Origin of the sequence: Rothia sp. HSID18069, assembly GCF_003989155.1 — a bacterium.
GTDB lineage: Bacteria > Actinomycetota > Actinomycetes > Actinomycetales > Micrococcaceae > Rothia > Rothia aeria.
Genome location: NZ_RBMG01000006.1, coordinates 1 through 18,021, shown reverse-complemented (window position 1 = coordinate 18,021; position 18,021 = coordinate 1). Strand labels below are relative to the sequence as shown.

The 18,021-nt window shown below is 54.5% G+C and carries 13 protein-coding genes; 12 read left to right on the top strand and 1 reads right to left on the bottom strand.

What is annotated here, in order from left to right:
* The first annotated feature begins 148 nt into the window (after nucleotides 1-148).
* From efeU to D8M41_RS10825, 8 genes are all read left to right on the top strand, one after another.
* Entirely contained in the window at nucleotides 149-1,093 is a 945-nt protein-coding gene (gene efeU / locus D8M41_RS10860; protein ID WP_006889004.1) for an iron uptake transporter permease EfeU, read from the top strand.
* 35 nt (nucleotides 1,094-1,128) lie between these two features.
* Nucleotides 1,129-2,580: an iron uptake system protein EfeO gene (gene efeO / locus D8M41_RS10855; protein WP_006888996.1), complete on the top strand. Its 1,452-nt coding sequence runs from the start codon at nucleotides 1,129-1,131 to the stop codon at nucleotides 2,578-2,580.
* A gap of 149 nt (nucleotides 2,581-2,729) precedes the next feature.
* Nucleotides 2,730-4,046, top strand: coding sequence for an iron uptake transporter deferrochelatase/peroxidase subunit (gene efeB / locus D8M41_RS10850; RefSeq protein ID WP_006888994.1), 1,317 nt, complete (start codon nucleotides 2,730-2,732; stop codon nucleotides 4,044-4,046).
* 296 nt (nucleotides 4,047-4,342) lie between these two features.
* A complete protein-coding gene (locus D8M41_RS10845) occupies nucleotides 4,343-4,864 on the top strand; it encodes an ABC transporter ATPase (RefSeq protein ID WP_231375580.1) in 522 nt (173 codons plus the stop codon).
* Between the two features lie 232 nt (nucleotides 4,865-5,096).
* Nucleotides 5,097-6,224: a phenylalanine--tRNA ligase subunit alpha gene (gene pheS, locus D8M41_RS10840; RefSeq protein ID WP_006888953.1), complete on the top strand. Its 1,128-nt coding sequence runs from the start codon at nucleotides 5,097-5,099 to the stop codon at nucleotides 6,222-6,224.
* A 4-nt stretch (nucleotides 6,225-6,228) separates the two neighbouring features.
* Nucleotides 6,229-8,781: a phenylalanine--tRNA ligase subunit beta gene (gene pheT, locus D8M41_RS10835; RefSeq protein ID WP_006888966.1), complete on the top strand. Its 2,553-nt coding sequence runs from the start codon at nucleotides 6,229-6,231 to the stop codon at nucleotides 8,779-8,781.
* A 207-nt stretch (nucleotides 8,782-8,988) separates the two neighbouring features.
* Entirely contained in the window at nucleotides 8,989-9,765 is a 777-nt protein-coding gene (locus tag D8M41_RS10830) for a hypothetical protein (RefSeq protein ID WP_006888977.1), read from the top strand.
* Nucleotides 9,766-10,093: 328 nt separating this feature from the next.
* Nucleotides 10,094-10,579: an arginine repressor gene (locus tag D8M41_RS10825; RefSeq protein WP_023132807.1), complete on the top strand. Its 486-nt coding sequence runs from the start codon at nucleotides 10,094-10,096 to the stop codon at nucleotides 10,577-10,579.
* A gap of 96 nt (nucleotides 10,580-10,675) precedes the next feature.
* On the opposite strand, the gene D8M41_RS10820 is transcribed toward D8M41_RS10825, so the two are convergent.
* The gene (locus tag D8M41_RS10820; protein ID WP_006888964.1) at nucleotides 10,676-11,092 is read right to left on the bottom strand and encodes an ankyrin repeat domain-containing protein; all 417 of its coding nucleotides are present in this window, start codon (nucleotides 11,090-11,092) and stop codon (nucleotides 10,676-10,678) included.
* A gap of 250 nt (nucleotides 11,093-11,342) precedes the next feature.
* Here D8M41_RS10820 and D8M41_RS10815 point away from each other — a divergent pair, with 250 nt between their 5' ends.
* The 4 genes from D8M41_RS10815 to tyrS all read left to right on the top strand — a co-directional run bounded on the left by D8M41_RS10815 (nucleotide 11,343) and on the right by tyrS (nucleotide 17,600).
* Complete coding sequence (locus tag D8M41_RS10815) at nucleotides 11,343-13,013, top strand: AMP-binding protein (protein WP_006889013.1); 1,671 nt, start codon at nucleotides 11,343-11,345, stop codon at nucleotides 13,011-13,013.
* A gap of 121 nt (nucleotides 13,014-13,134) precedes the next feature.
* Nucleotides 13,135-13,680 (top strand): adenine phosphoribosyltransferase, encoded by a 546-nt coding sequence (locus D8M41_RS10810; RefSeq protein ID WP_006888991.1) that lies wholly within the window; start codon nucleotides 13,135-13,137, stop codon nucleotides 13,678-13,680.
* A gap of 128 nt (nucleotides 13,681-13,808) precedes the next feature.
* Nucleotides 13,809-16,112, top strand: coding sequence for a HelD family protein (locus D8M41_RS10805; protein WP_006889035.1), 2,304 nt, complete (start codon nucleotides 13,809-13,811; stop codon nucleotides 16,110-16,112).
* 183 nt (nucleotides 16,113-16,295) lie between these two features.
* The gene (gene tyrS, locus D8M41_RS10800) at nucleotides 16,296-17,600 is read left to right on the top strand and encodes a tyrosine--tRNA ligase (protein ID WP_006889016.1); all 1,305 of its coding nucleotides are present in this window, start codon (nucleotides 16,296-16,298) and stop codon (nucleotides 17,598-17,600) included.
* The last annotated feature ends 421 nt before the right edge of the window (nucleotides 17,601-18,021 follow it).

The following is an 18,021-nucleotide window of genomic DNA, read 5'->3' as shown; positions in this document are numbered from 1 at the left end:
TATGTAGCTAAAAGACAGTTACAGCCGAATCTGTCACCGGAGGCAAAAAAGTGTGTGTAGTGACACATCTCAGCTTGGGAGTCGTGGCACACAGATACTCTAGAGTGTTAATTAGAGAAGGAAACTCTAACGTTATGGTGATAAAGCTATGAACTTTTGGGCCGCATTTACAGGCAACTTCCTTATCGGGCTGCGCGAAGGCTTAGAGGCTGCACTTGTGGTCGGTATCCTCATCGCTTATATCCATAAAACTCAACGAACCCACCTCCTTCCCAAAGTCTGGGCGGGAGTAGCCTTTGCGGTCGTGGTATCACTAGGATTTGGGGCACTTCTCACCTACGGTCCTAAAACCCTCACCTTCGAAGCTCAGGAAGCAATTGGCGGTTCGCTCTCAATCATCGCGGTCGGTTTCGTCACCTGGATGATTTTCTGGATGGCAGAGAATGCCCGCGCGCTTTCCGCAGAACTGCACACTAAGCTCGACGCGGTGCAGGGCAGCACCTGGGCGGTCGTTCTTCTCGCAGCCCTCTCCGTTGGGCGTGAAGGGCTGGAAACCACCCTATTTATCTGGTCGGCAACACAAGCCGCAACCGCAGAGCAGGGCTCTGCTGATTCCGCACTGCCCGTTTATGGGGCGCTTACTGGAATCATCGTTGCAGTACTCCTCGCGTGGGCTATGATGCGCGGCATTATGAAAATTAACCTCGCCAAATTCTTCACCTGGACTGGTGCGTTCCTCATTATTATTGCCGCAGGTGTACTTTCCTACGGGCTGCATGACCTGCAGGAAGCAAATATTCTCCCCGGGATCAACAACATTGTTTTTGAATCCTACAAATACATTGACCCCGGCAGTTTCCTCGGCACTATGCTAAAAGCGGTCTTTAACCTCTCAAGCACTACCACCTGGATTGAAGCCATTGCCTGGGTGCTGTACGTCAGTATTATCATGACCCTTTTCTTCCGGGTGCAATTGCGCCACCGTCGCGTGCGCCAAAGCAGTGCGCCTAAGAATGTTGCCGCTGCGGCAAACAGTACCCCTGAAAATGGTGGTACTACCACAACACAGCCGCTATCTAACGGTACCCCCTAGATTTTCCCCTGTCCCCAAACAAAGGAAAACACACTATGCGAAAGTCACTTGTTTCCGCAGGCGCCCTGCTGTCGGTTAGCGCCATCCTGCTGACTGGTTGCACCGACAACCCAAAGAATAACGCTAGTTCCTCGAACTCCTCAGGCGGCACCTCAAACGACGGTAATATTTCTGTTACCTCAACTGATACCGCCTGCAAACTATCAGCCACCGAAACCAAGGCCGGTAAGGTTACCTTTAAGGTCAAGAACGAAGGTACCAAGGTTACTGAGTTCTATGTGCTTGGTTCTGACGGATTGCGTATTATCTCAGAGGTCGAGAACATCGGCCCCAACCTCACCCGTGAGCTGGTGGTTGATCTGCCCGAGGGCTCCTACAAGACCGCCTGCAAACCGGGTATGGTCGGTGACGGCATTCAGGGAGACTTTAAGGTCACCAAGAACGAGAACGCTAAACCCGTGGCTGAGGACATACAGAAGCTACGCGATACCGCCTCCACCCAGTACGCCTCGTATGTGAAAGACCAAGTTGAGTCTCTGCAAACCAAGACCGAAGAGTTCGCAAAGCTCTACGCAGAGGGCAAGACCGAAGAAGCTAAAGCCAAGTACGCTCTCGCCCGTCTTCACTACGAGCGTATCGAACCTGTAGCGGAAAAGTACGGCACCTCCCTTGACCAGAACCTGGACGCCCGCGAGGCTGACCTGCAGGAAGGCAAGATCAGCGAGTGGAGCGGCTGGCACAAGATCGAGAAGGATCTGTGGCAGCCCAAGGCCGATAAGAATGACGGTAAGGAGTACACCCCCCTCACGCAGGATGAGCGGAAGAAAGTCGCAGACCAGCTGGTCAAGGACACCAAAGAACTGTACGACCACGTACACTCCGAGAAGTTCGCGCAAGAGCTGAAGGTTGATGACATCACCAACGGCGCGAAAGAACTGTTGGACGAGATCGTACACACCAAGACCACCGGTGAGGAAGAAAACTGGTCGCACACCGACCTCTACGATTTCCAAGGCAATATTGACGGCGCTAAGGTTGCCTACGAAAACGTACGCCCCATCCTTGAGAAGAAGAACGGCAAGCTCTCCAAGAATATTGAGAGCAAGTTCGCGGCTGTGCAGACTCTGCTCGATAAGCACAAGAGCGGTGACGACTTCAAATCCTACAAGGAGCTCAGCGAGGCTGAGGTACGTGAGCTTTCTGACGCGGTGGGTGCACTCGCCGAGCCGCTCTCCGAGCTGACGGCTGCTGTTGTTGACGAAACCGGCAATGACACGTCCACCGAGAAAGAATCAGCGGGTGCTTCCGCATCGGCTTCAGCCTCGGCGGGGGCATCAAATAGCGCGGGTGCCTCAGGTGCGGCGTCTGCTGGGGCATCAGGTTCAGCCTCAGCTACCGGTAGCTCTGGCGCATCAGCAGGGTCCTCGGCATCAGCTGGGTCTACCTCAGACGATTCAAGCGCCAGCGCGGCAGGCTCAGCCCAGTAACAACAACGGGCACGCAGTCTAGGTAGAGCCAGCACTGACGGCCCCAGCGGGGTGCAGAAAATCCCACACCGCACCCCGCTGGGGTAAACACCGCATCAACACACACGCATGGCCCGTATTCCATAACAAACCCATTAGGGAGAAACCACATGCGCGAAGAAAATTACCCGGTGCCCCCAACAGATCAGGGCACCACACCGCACGGAACTAACCGTCGCGCCCTCCTAACCGGTACCGCACTGACTGCTGTTGGTATTGCCACAGCAGGTACACTCGCCAGCTGCGCTACCGAGCAGAAGCAGAACGACAGTAAAGATAATAAGAGTCAGGAGGTGAAAGATACCCACTCTTTCTTCGGGGAGCACCAGAGCGGCATTTCCACCGAAGTGCAGGATCGTATGTACTTTGTGGCTCTCACCCTCAAAACAACCGATAAAGAAGAAATCAAGAAACTTTTTAAAGACTGGACTGCCGCTTCCCAAAAGCTCATGGCTGGTGAAGTTGTGGGTGATGTCTCCACTTATGAGGCCCCGCCGAAGGACACGGGAGAAGCCTACGATCTTTCTGCCGCGCATCTGACTCTCACCTTTGGGCTCGGCCGGTCGTTCTTTGTCGATAAGGATAATAAAGACCGTTTTGGGTTCAAAGACAAGCTGCCTGCTGCGCTCGTCAATATCCCTAAAATGTCCGGTGATGCCCTTGACGATAAACGCAGCGGCGGGGACCTGTGCATTCAGGCGTGTGCTGATGACCCACAGGTGGCCTTCCACGCCATCCGTAACTTAATCCGTATTGCTGCGGGCCGGGCCGTGGTGCACTGGAGCCAGCTAGGGTTTGGACGCACCGCATCGACTTCTACGAGTCAGGTGACGGCACGTAACCTTTTCGGTTTCAAAGACGGTACGAACAACCTCAAAATCCAAGAGCCGGAGCTGCTGAAGAAACATGTGTGGGCTTCCTCCGAGAACTCTGAGGGAAACCCCGACTGGATGAACGGCGGCACCTACCTCGCAGCACGCCGCATCCGCATGATTATTGAAACGTGGGACCGGTCCCGCCTGCATGAGCAAGAAGATATTATTGGGCGCACTAAAGTATCAGGCGCGCCGCTCTCAGGCGGAGAGGAATTTACCACCCCAGATTTCAATATGAAGGGTAAAAACGGCCCTATCATTCCCGATGATTCGCATATGCGGCTCATGCACCCGAACCAAAATAATGGTGTTCAGATGCTACGCCGCGGGTTTAACTACACGGATGGCTCCGACGGACTTGGACACCTGGATGCTGGGCTGTTCTTTATAGCGTTCGTCTGTGACCCGCGCACCCACTTCATCCCGCTTCTGGATACCATGACCCAGTCCGATGCGCTCAGTGAGTATCTTAAACACACCGGCAGCGCCGTTTTTGCGGTACCTCCCGGTATCAAAGACGAGAACGATTTTATCGCTTCTGGGTTGTTCTAAACCGCTGAGTATGCTTCTGATGGGCGCCCGGTACCAAGACGGTATCCGGGCGCTTAGGGGTCAGCGGTGTTTCGATAACCGTGGTCTGAACTATTGGGTTCTTCAGGACTTTATCGGGCATGGGAAAGGGGAGAAACTTCGTACTAAGGCATTTTAAAACAGTGATGTGGTATGCCTTGGCGACGCGGTTTATTGTGATGTTCGGCTGAAAACCTTCGGCGGTGCGCGTCTAATTTGACTGCCACACCGCCAACGGTACTATTGAGTTAAAAATCACATACATATGGGAGACAATGATGACTGCTCAACCCCCCTCGTACGACCCGCAGAATTTTAGGAGCGACGCCGTTCCTTCTGATACGCAAGCCATTTATATTCAAGAAGGCGGAGACTCTGCAAGCAACCTTTTTAATCTGCCTTCTAAACATCCTAAAATTCTTCGTCTACAAGAAATTATGATTGTGTCGGCGATTATCTGTTTTATTCATGGGCTCATCTCGGCATTTGCGCCGGGTAACGCTAAACCTCTTGCGGGACTGCCTGAATTCGGGGTTGCTGGCGGCATTGGGTTGCTTGTTGTTTCGGCTGCCGTTTACCTCACCGTCTATTTCATGGTGCAAAACGGTAACCGGCTGGGCCTGACAATTGGGCTTATCTTCGCAATTTTGGGCGGGCTGATCGCTATTATGTCCCTTCTAGGTAACATTCTTGATACTCAACGCTATGGTTTTGTGCCGCTCTATGCTGGCTGGTTTATTGCCAATGTTCTGTGGATTCGCGCCGCTTTCGACCCGGCAGTGAAAGCTGCTCTCAAGTAGGTTCCCGTAACTTTTCGGCTGCACCGTGAAAGTAGCCTGCAAAACCGGCCGCACCCCGCCAACTGGGATGCGGCCGGTTCCTATATGTACTCTTCGTGCTGCAAAGCAGAAACGTGAGAGGGGCAAACGGTGAAAGAGCCCTCCGACTGCACTAAAATAGTAAGGATGGGCAGGCCCCTCAAAATTGTAGGGTGCGCCCCTAACCTCAGGAAGAACGCAGAGAAGAGTAGCAATGACCGATCCCGTGCAGGAGACCGAGAACGTGCCTGAATCGGCGCAAACCCTCGCCAGCATCGCACAGATTCTCAATGAAAACCCCGAAAGTGGGCTTGAGATTGTGCGCGCCGCCTTTGACGCTGAGCGCGAGCGCGCACTGACCGCCCTCCGCGAACGTGCCAAAGATTTTGAATCGCTTAAAACGGTGCGCCTAGGCTTTTTCGGTGATAAGGGGAGCATGAGCTTGGCAAACAAGCAAATGCGTGACCTTCAGAATCAGCACAAGGGACCCGTGGGGAAACTGCTGGGGCAGGCACGTGCGGCGCTCACCGAGGCTATTGAGGCGCGTACTGCTGAACTGGAGGCCGAGCGCGAGGCGCGCATCCTAGAGGAAGAAGCAGTTGATGTGACAGCGGCTTCAGCGCGGCGTTCGCTGGGTGGACGGCATCCTGTGGCGCTCATGCAGGAAAAACTCACCGATATCTTCGTAGGTATGGGCTGGGAAGTCGCTGATGGGCCGGAGCTGGAATCTGAGTGGTACAACTTTGATGCCCTGAACATTAAGCCTGACCACCCGGCACGCGATATGCAAGACACCTTCTACGTCGAGCCGCGAGAGGCACATTTGGTACTGCGCACCCACACCTCCCCGGTGCAGATGCGCGCCATGCTTACCCGTGAGCTGCCGTTATACATTGTGTGCCCCGGTCAGGTGTACCGTACAGATGAGCTGGATGCCACACACACCCCCGTATTCCATCAGATTGAGGGGCTTGCGGTTGATAAAGGCCTGACGATGGCTGATATGAAAGGCACCCTGGAGTATATGGCCCGCGCCATGTTTGGTGAGGAAGCTAGGATTCGTTTGCGTCCGAACTTCTTTCCCTTCACCGAGCCTTCCGCTGAGCTAGATTTGTGGCATCCGAACGCCAAGGGTGGTCCGCAATGGATTGAGTGGGGCGGTTGCGGCATGGTAAACCCCAATGTGTTGCGTGCGGCCGGGATCAACCCCGAAGTATATTCGGGGTTCGCCTTCGGCATGGGTATTGAACGTACCCTTATGTTCCGTAATAACGTCCCCGATATGCATGACATGATTGAGGGCGACATTCGTTTCTCTGAGCAGTTCGGGATGGAGATTTAAAACAATGCGAGTACCCCTATCATGGTTGCGTGAGTTCGCGCCTGTTCCTGAGGACGCGACGGCTGAAGACGTACTGGACACCCTCGTGAAGGTTGGGCTGGAAGAGGAGGCTGTGCACCGTCCGGCCGATGAGATCTCTGGCCCTATTGTGATCGGTCAGGTGCTCTCGATAGAACCTGAGACGCATTCTAACGGTAAGACTGTGAACTGGTGCCAGGTGCGTGTTGTTCCTGAGGGGCAGCAGCAGACTCTCACCGGTAAAGGTATCGAAGAATCCGGTGTGCAGGGCATTATCTGTGGCGCCCACAACTTCAAGGTCGGCGACAAAGTCGTGGTGACCCTCCCCGGTGCCGTCCTACCCGGAAATTTCGCTATTACCGCCCGTAAAACCTACGGGCACAAGTCTGCCGGTATGATTGCCTCCACCCGCGAGCTGGGTATTGGTGAGGACCACGGCGGTATTTTGGTGCTCTCCACCCTGGGACTCGATCCGGAACTTGGGTCAGATGCGCTGGAGCTTTTGGGTCTGTATGACGAAGCAGCCGAGGTTAATGTGACTCCTGATCGCGGATATGCGTTTTCGATTCGCGGTATTGCCCGTGAATACGCGCATGCGACCGGAACTTCTTTCAACGATTTTGTTCTGGAATACGGCGCTCGCGCCCCCAAAGCGAACTCCGAAGGCATTCCGGTACGCCTGGAAGACTCTGCACCAATTCACGAGAACCCTGCAACCATACGCTTTGTCATGCGCCGGGTTAATGGTGTGGATGCGACCGCGCCGGTACCCACGTGGATGGCTTCGCGTTTGCGTTTAGCGGGCGTGCGTTCTATCTCGCTGCCAGTAGATATTTCCAATTATGTGATGCTTGAGACCGGTCAGCCGCTGCACTTCTATGATGCCGATAAGGTACAGGGAGAAATCGTGGTGCGCCGAGCAGTCGCAGGGGAGAAGCTGACGACTTTGGACGGCGTTGAACGCGACCTGCACCCCGAGGATATCGTGATTACCGATGATTCCGGCGTTATCGGTCTTGCCGGTGTCATGGGCGGTGCTTCTACCGAGGTTACGGCTGAGACGAAGAATATCCTGATTGAAGCAGCGCGTTTCGATGAAGTATCTATTGCGCGTACTGCCCGCCGCCATAAGCTGATTTCTGAGGCTTCGAAGCGGTTTGAGCGTGGGGTAGACCCACAGATTCAGCAGGCGGCAGCGCAGCGGGCGGTCGAGCTACTGACTCAGCTGGCAGGTGGTACAGCTGATGCTGGGGTGACCGATGCGGCTCTGCCGTATCATCCCGTGGTAATTGATCTGCCTTCCGAGTACACCGCTGGCCGTATCGGTGTGGACTACTCACAGGAGCAGATTGTTGCGTGCCTGAGTGAAATCGGGTGCGACGTTGAAAAAACTGAGAACGGTTATTCTGTGACGGTTCCTTCGTGGCGTACCGACCTGCTGGCGAAAGAGGACTTGACGGAGGAGATCGCCCGGATCGACGGGTACGATAAGATTCCTTCGTCTTTGCCGGTGGCACCAGCCGGGCGCGGGTACACTCCCGAGCAGTCGATGCGCCGCCGTGTTGTGGACGCACTTGCCGCGTCCGGTATGACTGAAGTTTTTGCGTACCCGTTTGTTTCAGCGGATGAAAACGCCCGCTGGGTTGCACCTGTGGCGGGGGAGCAGGTCGCTTCGGTGCGTCTGGTAAACCCGATTTCTTCAGCGCAGGGGTGGATGCGCCGCTCGCTGCTGCCGGGGCTGGTAGGGGTGCTGAAGCGTAATCTTTCGCGAGGGTTTAAGAACCTGGCGATTTTCGAGGCTGGACGTGTGTTTATTCCGCGCCCCCAGCACGGCTCGGCATTGAACCCGCCCTTGGGGCAGCGCCCCAGTGATGAAGTATTGGCTGAGCTAAACGCCGGTATTCCCGAACAACCAATTCATATGGGTGGCTTGTTCACCGGCGCTGAACACGACCCGATGCCAGGCACGCAGGCACGCCCCTATGATTGGCGCGATGCATTGGATGCGGTGCGTCTGATTGCTGATGCTGTGGGCGTGGAACTGGTGATCGTGCAGGGCACACACCAGGCGTTCCATCCAGGGCGTACTGCGCGCCTGTGCACCGTTGAAGGCGAGACGGTCGGGTTTGCTGGTGAGCTTCATCCTAAGCTTTTGCAGACTGAGAACTTACCTGAACGTACCTGTGCGTTCGAGCTGGATTTCACTGCCCTTTTGGATGTGAAAGCCCCTGCGCCGCAGGCAGCCCCGATATACGGCTTCCCCGCCGCCACCCAGGACGTTGCTCTGCTGGTGGATGCGTCGGTACCTGTCGCCGAGGTTTCTCGTGCGCTGCGTGAGGGCGCTGGCGAGCTTTTGGAGGATATTAGGGTGTTTGACGATTACCGCGGTGCGGGTATTGAGCCGGGGAAGAAGTCCTTAGCATTTGCGCTTCGGTTCCGCGCTCCTGACCGCACCCTAACGGCTGAAGAGGCAAGTGCGTCCCGTGAGGCGGCGGTAGCTGTTGCGACGGAACGTTTCGGTGCTGTAGCGCGCGTATAGGACTGATTTCGGTGCTGCTGACGGGGCGGGGGAGCGGTTGCTCACCCGCCCCATTGTCTGGTGCAGGGTCGTTACAACGTATATTTGTTGTTAGATATGCATAATTTATACCTTTGATGGAATTAAAGTTTTGGGCCGCGTCGGCTTTCTCAAATGCGTTGTAGACCGGTACCCTAGACCGTAGAGAAAATACTAGGAGACACATTCATGGCTGAACGAGAATACGAGCACGAAGAATACGACGAAGTAGACGGCGAATACATCGAAGATATCGACGGCGGCGAAGAAGTCGTTGACGAAGATTTTTTTGATGAGGATGATGAAGTCGAGGAAGTAGACTCGGAATTCTTCGAGATGCACGGGGATGAGGAATACGAGGAGTATTCAGAGAACCGCGCTAGCGTGAGCTGGGGCGCGGTGCTGAGTGTTGTTGCGGCTCTTATCCTGGCTGTTGCTCTGTGCGTTGTGGGTGGTCGGGCGTTGTTTGCGGCGCAGCAGGATACCGGTATTACCGGTAAAACGTGGGTGATAGAGGGTTCTTTTGTCGATGTTACCCCCGACCTGGAAACGAAAGATAATGTGGCCCGTTATAAGGGCACTTTGCCGGTTGATGAGCGTATTGATGGGAAAACATATCGTTCGAATCTGAAAGACCGTCAGAAAGTAAGCCGGGGTGAGGAGATTGAATTCCGTGGCTCTCAGACCGGTATGGTTTCCTCTGACTTCCCGCGTGAAGTGAGCGCGTTGTTGGTCGAAACTGGAGATAACCAGCTTGAGGTAATTCGCACTGGTGAAAAGGGCAGCCTGCATGAAGTAGATGAGGGTACCGTGGGCCGACAGAAACTGATTGGGTGGGCCAGCTTTATTGGTGCTTTGCTTGTTCTCATTGGTGGCGGTTATGTGGGTGTTATTTTGACTCGACGCGCTCGACAGCAAGCTCTTGAAAGTGAATATGAGGGTGAAGAAGATCTTGAACTCGATTAACCTTTAGAGTTGGCTCATATTGAGTTTTAGAGGCGGGTATCTGCGGCTGTTGAATGCCGCTGATATCCGCCTCTTTTCGTTACCCCTATCAATAATGGTGGTGAATAACACATAAATTTTGTTAGTGTGGATTGACAAGGAGAAAATAGAAAATATTTGAGTTTTTCACCCTAAATCTTTTTAAATTATTCTTCGCATAATACCTATTTTGAGCGAATATTTATGTGTGCGTGTATTATCTTTATGGAGGAGATTTTGCCGCCCGGTAACCTTCCGGTGTTCCGACGGCTGTACCTCCACGATAATGACCGAAGGAAGAAGAAGAGACATGCCTTTCCCCTCGACCAAAATCGCGCGTCAGGCTCGCATCGTTGAGCTGCTGCAAACCCGACGCGTACGTTCTCAGGCCGAATTGGCGCAGTACCTCATTGATGATGGTATGAAAGTCACCCAAGCTACTCTATCCCGTGACCTTGTTGAGATCGGTGCCGAGCGTATCCGTGATGAAGGCTCCGGGCTAATTTACGCAGTTCCGAATTACCCTGCCCGGCGCGGCGGGGGAGAAACCCCGGATGCGCGTATGATTTCTCTGTTCAAAGAACTGCTGATTACAGCTGAAGGATCTGGTAATACAACTATCCTTCGTACACCACCGGGGGCGGCACAGTTTTTGGCTTCCTCCATTGATCAGAGCGGTTTAGAAGCTATTTTAGGGACCATCGCTGGGGACGATACCGTTATGGTGGTAACACGTGACCCCTCGGGCGGTCAGGAACTTGCTGAAAGCTTCCTTGCCTGGTCGGCAGGTCAGTAGCTTTAAGAGTTTCAGGTAGAGAGCTAGTCGGAGCCGCCGAACAATGGGTGTTCGGCGGCTCCGGTGCACTTTGAGGGACTGGCTCTTGTGAATAGGCTAATTAGCAAGTAACTTCTGCATGTTTGGCAGATCAAAGAACTGTGCCACCTGGGCAGGGGTTTGTGTGCCGAGGTGAGGGTCAGCACCTGCTTTTAGCAACGCCTGTGCGATGGGCTCATTATCGCGGAATACGGCGCATACAAGCGCGGTTTGTCCCCTGTCGTTGAGGCGGTTCAGATCAGCCCCAGCATCAATGAGGATGCGCACCATGTCTTTGTGTTCGTGATACGCGGCGAGAATAAGTAGGGTATCGCCGTTGGAGTTGGTGAGATTCACGGGTATGCCCTGGTTAAGGAGCGAGGTGAGCGCTAGGGGCTTATTGTCGCGCACAAGGTCAAAGATTGAGTTGAGAAAATCAAGGTCTTGACTGGTGAGGTGTGTATCTTGAGAAGGTTGGGGTATTTGTGTGTTCATGGTTTCTCTTCCCTAATAGGGCGATTTATCGGTGTGGTACGGGGGAGTCTGTGCTCAAAGTACTTATTGTGAATTACTAAAAATATTAAAAAATGATTTTATCATAATAAGAAGAATGGGGAGGTGTCTCGGGGCCAGCCGCAGCCTCCCAAACGAGCCATGTAAAGGACTAAAATAGTGAGAACGTGCTGCACTATCTTATGCGCCCCCATCAGGTGCATCTCACGACCCCTGCCCGCAAGGACATTACATGCCAACTAGCGAACCCCAACACCAACAACACTTCGCTGCACCCGCCGAGACGCGGAAAGACTCACACACGCACCTTCCCGCAGTCGCGCCACAGCCGCGCAATAATATCGCTGCCCTTTTAGCCGACAAAGCCCACAATAACGACACGGCACTCATTGTCCCCAGCGCTGCCGGTGGGGTAACCCATATTAGCTACCGTGAACTAGCTCAGGCAGCCGCCCGCGTACAAGACTACCTGCAGAGTATCGGTGTACGTGAAGGCGACCGCGTCGCACTTTCACTTCCCAACGTTCCCCTTATGCCCGCTATCTACTATGGTGTCCTTGCCGCAGGCGCTATCTGCGTACCGTTGAATCCGTTACTGAGCGCGGCCGAGCTGGAACACCACATTCAAGACAGCACAGCAAAAGTCCTCTTCGCCTGGGAGGGCACAAGGCTAGCCGAAGAAGCCCCGCGTATTCCCCACATTGAGCGAGGCACTCTGCGCTTTGAAATACTTCGCGCGGTTACAGGGCAGAGCTCAGAAACCTGTTTCGCCCCCTTTGACACGAACTCACTTGATAACACTCGAGCGGTACTCGCTCCATTACCGGTCTGTGGGGCAGATCCCGCGCTTATTCTCTACACCTCAGGAACCACCGGAAAGCCTAAAGGTGCCACTCTAACTCACGCAAATATCCTCAGTAACGCACATAGCTGCGCGGAGGTTTTCGGGTTCACTAACGCAGACATCATCTTTGGTGGGCTGCCGCTTTTTCATGCCTTCGGACAAACCGTGTCCATGAACGCCACATTTAGTGCAGGAGCCGCCGTTGCCCTTTTGCCTCGGTTCACTCCCGCTGACGCGCTGTATCTCATTGAACAGGCCCGCGTGAGCGTGCTCGCGGCGGTACCCAGCATGTACCTAGCGCTCGCCGATGTTCTTGAGTCTAATCCCGAAAGCTCAGTGTGCTTGAGGGGGCGTATCCGTTTCGGTATATCCGGTGGGTCACCTCTGCCGGAACCGGCGCATCGGAGATTTGAGAAACTGATCTCCTGCCCCATCTATGAGGGGTACGGACTGAGCGAAACGTCGCCGGTGGTCTGCTTTAATCGGTCGCAGTTTGGCCTGATCATCGGGTCGGTGGGGCGTGTGTTGCCCGGGGTGCGGATACAGGTACGCAAGCAGGACGGTACCCCAGCGCCCACCGGAGAGGCCGGGCAGCTCTGGATCTCGGGAGAAAACGTGATGGCAGGGTACTGGGAAAACCCAGAAGCCACAGAACAGGCTTTCGACGGTTCGTGGTTCGCCTCCGGCGATATTGCCAGTATCGACGCAGATAACAATATTTATATTCTTGACCGTATTAAAGATATGGTGCTGCGCAACGGTTACTCGGTGTACCCGCGAGAAATTGAAGATGTGCTCTACGCACACCCTCAAGTGCGTACCGCCGCCGTGGTGGGGGTCCCCGACGAGCGGGTGGGAGAAGAAATCCTAGCGGTCATTCTTCCGCGTGAGGCCACAAATACCTCTCAGCTGGAACATGAGTTAGACAGCTTGGCCCGCACCCACTTAGCAGCGTATAAGCACCCACGCCGCTACCTTTTTGTGAACGAGCTACCGTTAGGGCCAACCGGTAAAATACTCAAACGTGAGTTGCGGGCCGCCTTGGGACTCACCGAATAAAAGCGAGGTGCCGCTAAAACAGAGTAGAATTCTGTAGGCTACATTAGCACCATGCCCCCGACTAAATGGGGTTGCACAGACACCTTGGATGCACAGCATCCGCCACCGGAAAGCGAGATATATGAGCGTCACCGAGCCTGCCCCCATGCAGCAGATCGTACCTGATGCGTGCACAACCATTGAGAATTATCCGCACGAGGGTATCCTTTTCTACGATGTGACCACGCTTTTTGCCAATGCCAAGGTATTCAAACAATGCATTGATGAGCTGGCCCGCCGGTTTGAAGGTACCTATGATGTGGTGGCCGGTGTTGAGGCGCGTGGTTTTTTGTTAGCGTCAGCGCTTGCCTACGCCACGGGTAAAGGGATTATGACGGTGCGTAAGGCAGGTAAACTGCCGCGCGAGACATTCCGTGAAGAGTACTCCCTAGAGTATGGTACGGCTGCCGTTGAGATTCACTGCAATGATTTCCCAACGGGTACTCGGGTGCTTTTATTGGATGATATTTTAGCTACCGGAGGTACCCTGGTAGCTGCGGCGAAGCTGGTGGAGCGGGCACAGCTGCAGGTGGCTGGTATTGGTGTGCTCCTTGAGCTTGATGGCTTGGGCGGTCGTACCGCGCTTGAGTCGTACCATATTGAGAGCCTTAGCGCAGTCACTGAGTAATTCTTCTTGGGTTTTAGCTTAGGGTAAGTTTCCCACCCCTGTGTGAACCCTGTAGAATAGTTCACCGTATTTTCGATACCGCCCGGCGGTTCTCGCCCGGGCGGTATTACTGTTCTAAGGAGCCGCATTTGTCCGCAGATGACCAGCAGTACGCGAATGTAGAAGAGGCGGAACGCCGCAGGGAGCGGGTTTTCGCGGAGCAGCTCAACCTTGAGCGTGACTATGTTTCACGCCTGTATTCTCGTCTTGATACTTTGCGGCAAGAGACTGAGCAGAAGCTCGCGCAGGTGCGGAAGAACCAGGCAGTGGGTGGGCACCAGAACCGGTCGGAACGGGACTCATTTGCAGCCCACTATGAGGACCGTCTAGCGCAGCTTAACGCGGTAGATGCGCGGTTGGCGTTTGGTCGTTTAGATATGAGCCGCGGGGGCGAGGACGTGACCCGCTATATTGGGCGGCTGGGGATTACTGATGAGCAGCAGAACCGCCTGTTAATGGATTGGCGTGCCCCGAAAGCGGGAACTTTTTACCAGGCAACAGCGTTCACGCCAATGGGGGTGCGTCGTCGTCGCCACCTCATGCTTGAAGGCCGCACCGTGGTGAACCTTGAAGATGAAGTATTTGACCCAGCCATGCTGCAGGATTCAGGTGAGTTACATGGCGATGGTGCACTGCTGGCTGCGCTCAATCAGAAGCGTACGGGGCGCATGAATGATATTGTGGCGACTATTCAGGCTGAGCAGGATGCGATTATCCGCTCGGACCTGGCGGGCGTGCGCGTGGTGCAGGGCGGGCCGGGAACAGGTAAAACGGCAGTTGCTCTGCATCGTGCCGCATACCTGCTATACACGAATCGTGAGCGTCTCGCTAAGGCAGGCGTGCTGGTAGTGGGCCCCTCGAATTCGTTTATGTGGTATATCGAACGTGTGCTGCCTTCCTTGGGGGAGACAGGCGTGGTGATGGCATCGTTGGCGACCTTGTACCCGGGCTTACAGGCCGTGGCCGAGAAGAGCCGTAAAGCTGCTGCTTTAAAAGGTGAGCTGCGTATGGTGAAAGTGATTGAGCGTGCGGTTGCTGATCGGCAGAAGGTGCCGCAAGAGGCGCAGCAGCTTAACGTTGAGGGTACTGATGTTGAGCTGACTCCTGAGATGGTGCGTTCTGCCCGTGCTCGGGCTAGGGCCACAGGCAAACCGCATAATGAGGCACGTGAGACATTCGTAAAAATCCTGCTTCGTGAGCTGACCACTGCATTGGATGAGCAGTTGAATAAGGCGGCGGGCAGGGTAGTGGAACGCCCATATTTGCAGGATGATGTGCGCGGCAGCTTGGATGTGCGCCGTGCCCTTAATCTGGCGTGGATGCCGCTTTCTCCCGAAACGTTGGTGCGCTCGCTTTTTTCGAAACAGCACTATCTGATATCTGCGACACCTGATTTTACGGAACAGGAGCGGGCCCTTCTAGCACGTGAGGCTGATGCTCCTTTCACCGAGGCAGATGTACCGCTGCTGGATGAAGCAGCCGAACTGCTGGGCGATTTTTCGAAGGTGACAGGCGCAGCGGCGGCAGCTCGCGCGGCGGCTGAGCATCAGGCGAACCTGGAGAACGCCGCTAAGGCACTGGAGAATGTGCATCAGTCTCTTGCCGATGTCGGGGCTGACGGAGTGGTCACTGCGGAGCAGATTGCAGCGATGAATGAGACGGTGCGTGAGCGCATGACAGCTGCGGCTGCAGCCCAGTCTGATCGTACGTGGGCGTATGGGCATATTGTGGTGGATGAGGCTCAGGAACTTTCACCCATGCAGTGGCGCCTGCTAATGCGCCGGTGCCCCATGAAGTCTTTGACGGTAGTGGGGGATATCGCTCAGGCTTCTTCAGCAGCCGCGGCTTCTTCCTGGGAACAGGCACTTGAGCCATTTGTGGGGGAGCGTTTTACGCTTGATGAGCTGACGATTAACTACCGCACCCCGGCACAGATTTCTGATGCTGCTGTTGCTGTGGCCCGATCGGCTGGTTATGAGGTGTCAGCCCCGCGTGCGGTGCGTCAGGGTGACTGGGGGCCGCAGGTTCACCGTGTTCCTGCGGAGCGCGTGGTGGCTGAGACGGTGTCTGTTGTGAACCGCGAGGTTGAGCACAGCGGCGGGGCACTGATTGGGGTTATCTGCCCACCAGATGAGTATATTGCGGTGGCACAGGCTGTGGGGCGGGCACACGCCGGGCGTACCGGTACCGCGCAGGACGCTCTTGAGAATCAGGTTCTAGTGCTTACCCCGTGGGAGGCAAAGGGGCTTGAATTTGATGTTGTGGTTATTGTTGAGCCGCAGCGTCTTATTGATGATGCGCTCGGGGCTGTGGGGGATTTATATGTGTCGATGACTCGGCCCACTCAACGTTTGCATCTGGTAGGTGATCGTATGCCTGAGGGGCTTGAATAGAACCCGCTTGGGTCTGAACTGCTTAAAAGTCTGCGCGTAGCAGCAGCTGTGAGGCTGGGTAAGCGGGATGTTGAGAAAGCGCGCGCTCGGTTGCTACCTGCTAGGCTTAACCCTGTGTAAATCCTCTTGTGTTGTATCCGCTACCTGCGGCACGCAACCTCGACCCGTATGAAACGGAGAACCATGTCTGCCGACATCCTCAATGCGCAGCATAATGACGATACTTTTGAGAACATTTGGCAGGAGCTCAAGTGGCGCGGTCTTGTGCACGTGAGCACTGATGAGGAGGCGCTGGAGAAAGCGCTGAGCAGCGAGACTGTAACGTTCTATACCGGTTACGATCCTACCGCCGCATCTTTGCATCTGGGGCACCTCGTGCAGCTATTGGTGATGCGTCGTTTGCAGCTTGCGGGGCATAAGCCGATTGGTTTGGTGGGCGGTTTTACGGGATTGATTGGTGATCCTCGTCAGACGTCAGAGCGTGTGCTTAATTCCCGTGAAGTTGTTGCTGGGTGGGTTGATTCGTTGCGTTCCCAGATTGAGCGGTTTCTCTCGTTTGAGGGAGAGAACGGCGCCCGGATGGTGAATAACTTGGACTGGGGCGGGCAGCTTTCCGCTATTGATTTCTTGCGTGATGTTGGTAAGCATTTCCGCGTGGGAACTATGGTGAAGAAGGAAATCGTTGCTAAACGCCTGAACTCGGAAGAGGGTATTTCTTACACCGAGTTTTCATACCAGATTTTGCAGGGGCTGGATTACCTTGAGCTTAATCGCCAGTACGGGTGCGCCCTGCAAACCGGTGGCTCTGATCAGTGGGGTAATCTCACCAGCGGTACTGAGCTGATTCGTAAGGTTGAGGGTAAAACCGTTCACGCTATTGGAACTCCGCTGATTACTAATTCCGATGGCACGAAGTTTGGTAAGAGCGAAGGCAACGCAATTTGGCTGAATCCTCAGATGTGCTCACCCTATGCCTTCTACCAGTTCTGGCTTAATACCGCTGATGCTGATGTCGTGGACCGTTTGAAGGTCTTTACTTTCTTGACTCGTGCCGAGATTGGCGAATACGAGCATAAGGTTGAAACGGAAGCGTATAAACGTGAGGCTCAGAAACGACTCGCCTATGAGGTGACAGCTCTTGTGCATGGTGTTGAGGCTACACATCAGGCTATTGCGGCTTCGGAAGCTCTTTTTGGTAAAGGTGATTTTGCGGCTTTGGATGAAAGCACTCTTCAAACGGTGATGAGTGAACTGCCTTCAGTTGAGCTCTCTTCAGATCAGCTGGATCTGATTACGGTGCTTACAGAACTTGGTTTTGCTTCTTCCAAATCTGAAGCACGCCGCATTTTGAAAGAAGGCGGTGCCTCGGTTAACGGGGCAAAGGTTCAGGGGGAGGATGCCGTAATTACAGCTGAGCAGTTGCTTCACGGTAAGTACGCGATTGTGCGTCGTGGTAAGAAAAACCAGGGTGCTATTACGGTCGTATAGAGATTTGACTGTAGACATTGAAGGGGGTTTACTGCACAGCTTGTGCAGTAAACCCCCTTCTTATTTGCAACGTGGGTGGGAACGCCATAGGCGCGAATGCGCTGCCATACCGGTAATTACCCCCTGCCGCACCCAGATACCAGAGTGCTGAAAAATTTTTGTGAGAATTTTTAACGGTCCAACAGGCCAGCAGTTCCGCGTGTTTTCAAGGAACTCTGAGGTGTGAGGGCCTCCGGATAGCTTGTTTATCCCCCAATACTGACCTATTTGTGTCGCAGAACACTCTGATTCGGGTTGCGTGTTGTGTGGGGGGTGTGTATAGTTGTATGAGTCGCCGCGGCGAGGGGCCCTGAAGGGGTGCTGTTGATGTTGTGGTTGGCTCTGAATGATGACTGTCTGGGGGGCTTCTGCGTGCCTGTTG

Coding starts and splice junctions, on each gene's coding strand:
- efeO (WP_006888996.1), top strand. CDS start 1,129: ATGCGAAAGTCACTTGTTTCCGCAGGCGCCCTGCTGTCGGTTAGCGCC.
- efeU (WP_006889004.1), top strand. CDS start 149: ATGAACTTTTGGGCCGCATTTACAGGCAACTTCCTTATCGGGCTGCGC.
- tyrS (WP_006889016.1), top strand. CDS start 16,296: ATGTCTGCCGACATCCTCAATGCGCAGCATAATGACGATACTTTTGAG.
- efeB (WP_006888994.1), top strand. CDS start 2,730: ATGCGCGAAGAAAATTACCCGGTGCCCCCAACAGATCAGGGCACCACA.
- D8M41_RS10815 (WP_006889013.1), top strand. CDS start 11,343: ATGCCAACTAGCGAACCCCAACACCAACAACACTTCGCTGCACCCGCC.
- D8M41_RS10820 (WP_006888964.1), bottom strand. CDS start 11,092: ATGAACACACAAATACCCCAACCTTCTCAAGATACACACCTCACCAGT.
- pheT (WP_006888966.1), top strand. CDS start 6,229: ATGCGAGTACCCCTATCATGGTTGCGTGAGTTCGCGCCTGTTCCTGAG.
- pheS (WP_006888953.1), top strand. CDS start 5,097: ATGACCGATCCCGTGCAGGAGACCGAGAACGTGCCTGAATCGGCGCAA.
- D8M41_RS10830 (WP_006888977.1), top strand. CDS start 8,989: ATGGCTGAACGAGAATACGAGCACGAAGAATACGACGAAGTAGACGGC.
- D8M41_RS10825 (WP_023132807.1), top strand. CDS start 10,094: ATGCCTTTCCCCTCGACCAAAATCGCGCGTCAGGCTCGCATCGTTGAG.
- D8M41_RS10810 (WP_006888991.1), top strand. CDS start 13,135: ATGAGCGTCACCGAGCCTGCCCCCATGCAGCAGATCGTACCTGATGCG.
- D8M41_RS10845 (WP_231375580.1), top strand. CDS start 4,343: ATGACTGCTCAACCCCCCTCGTACGACCCGCAGAATTTTAGGAGCGAC.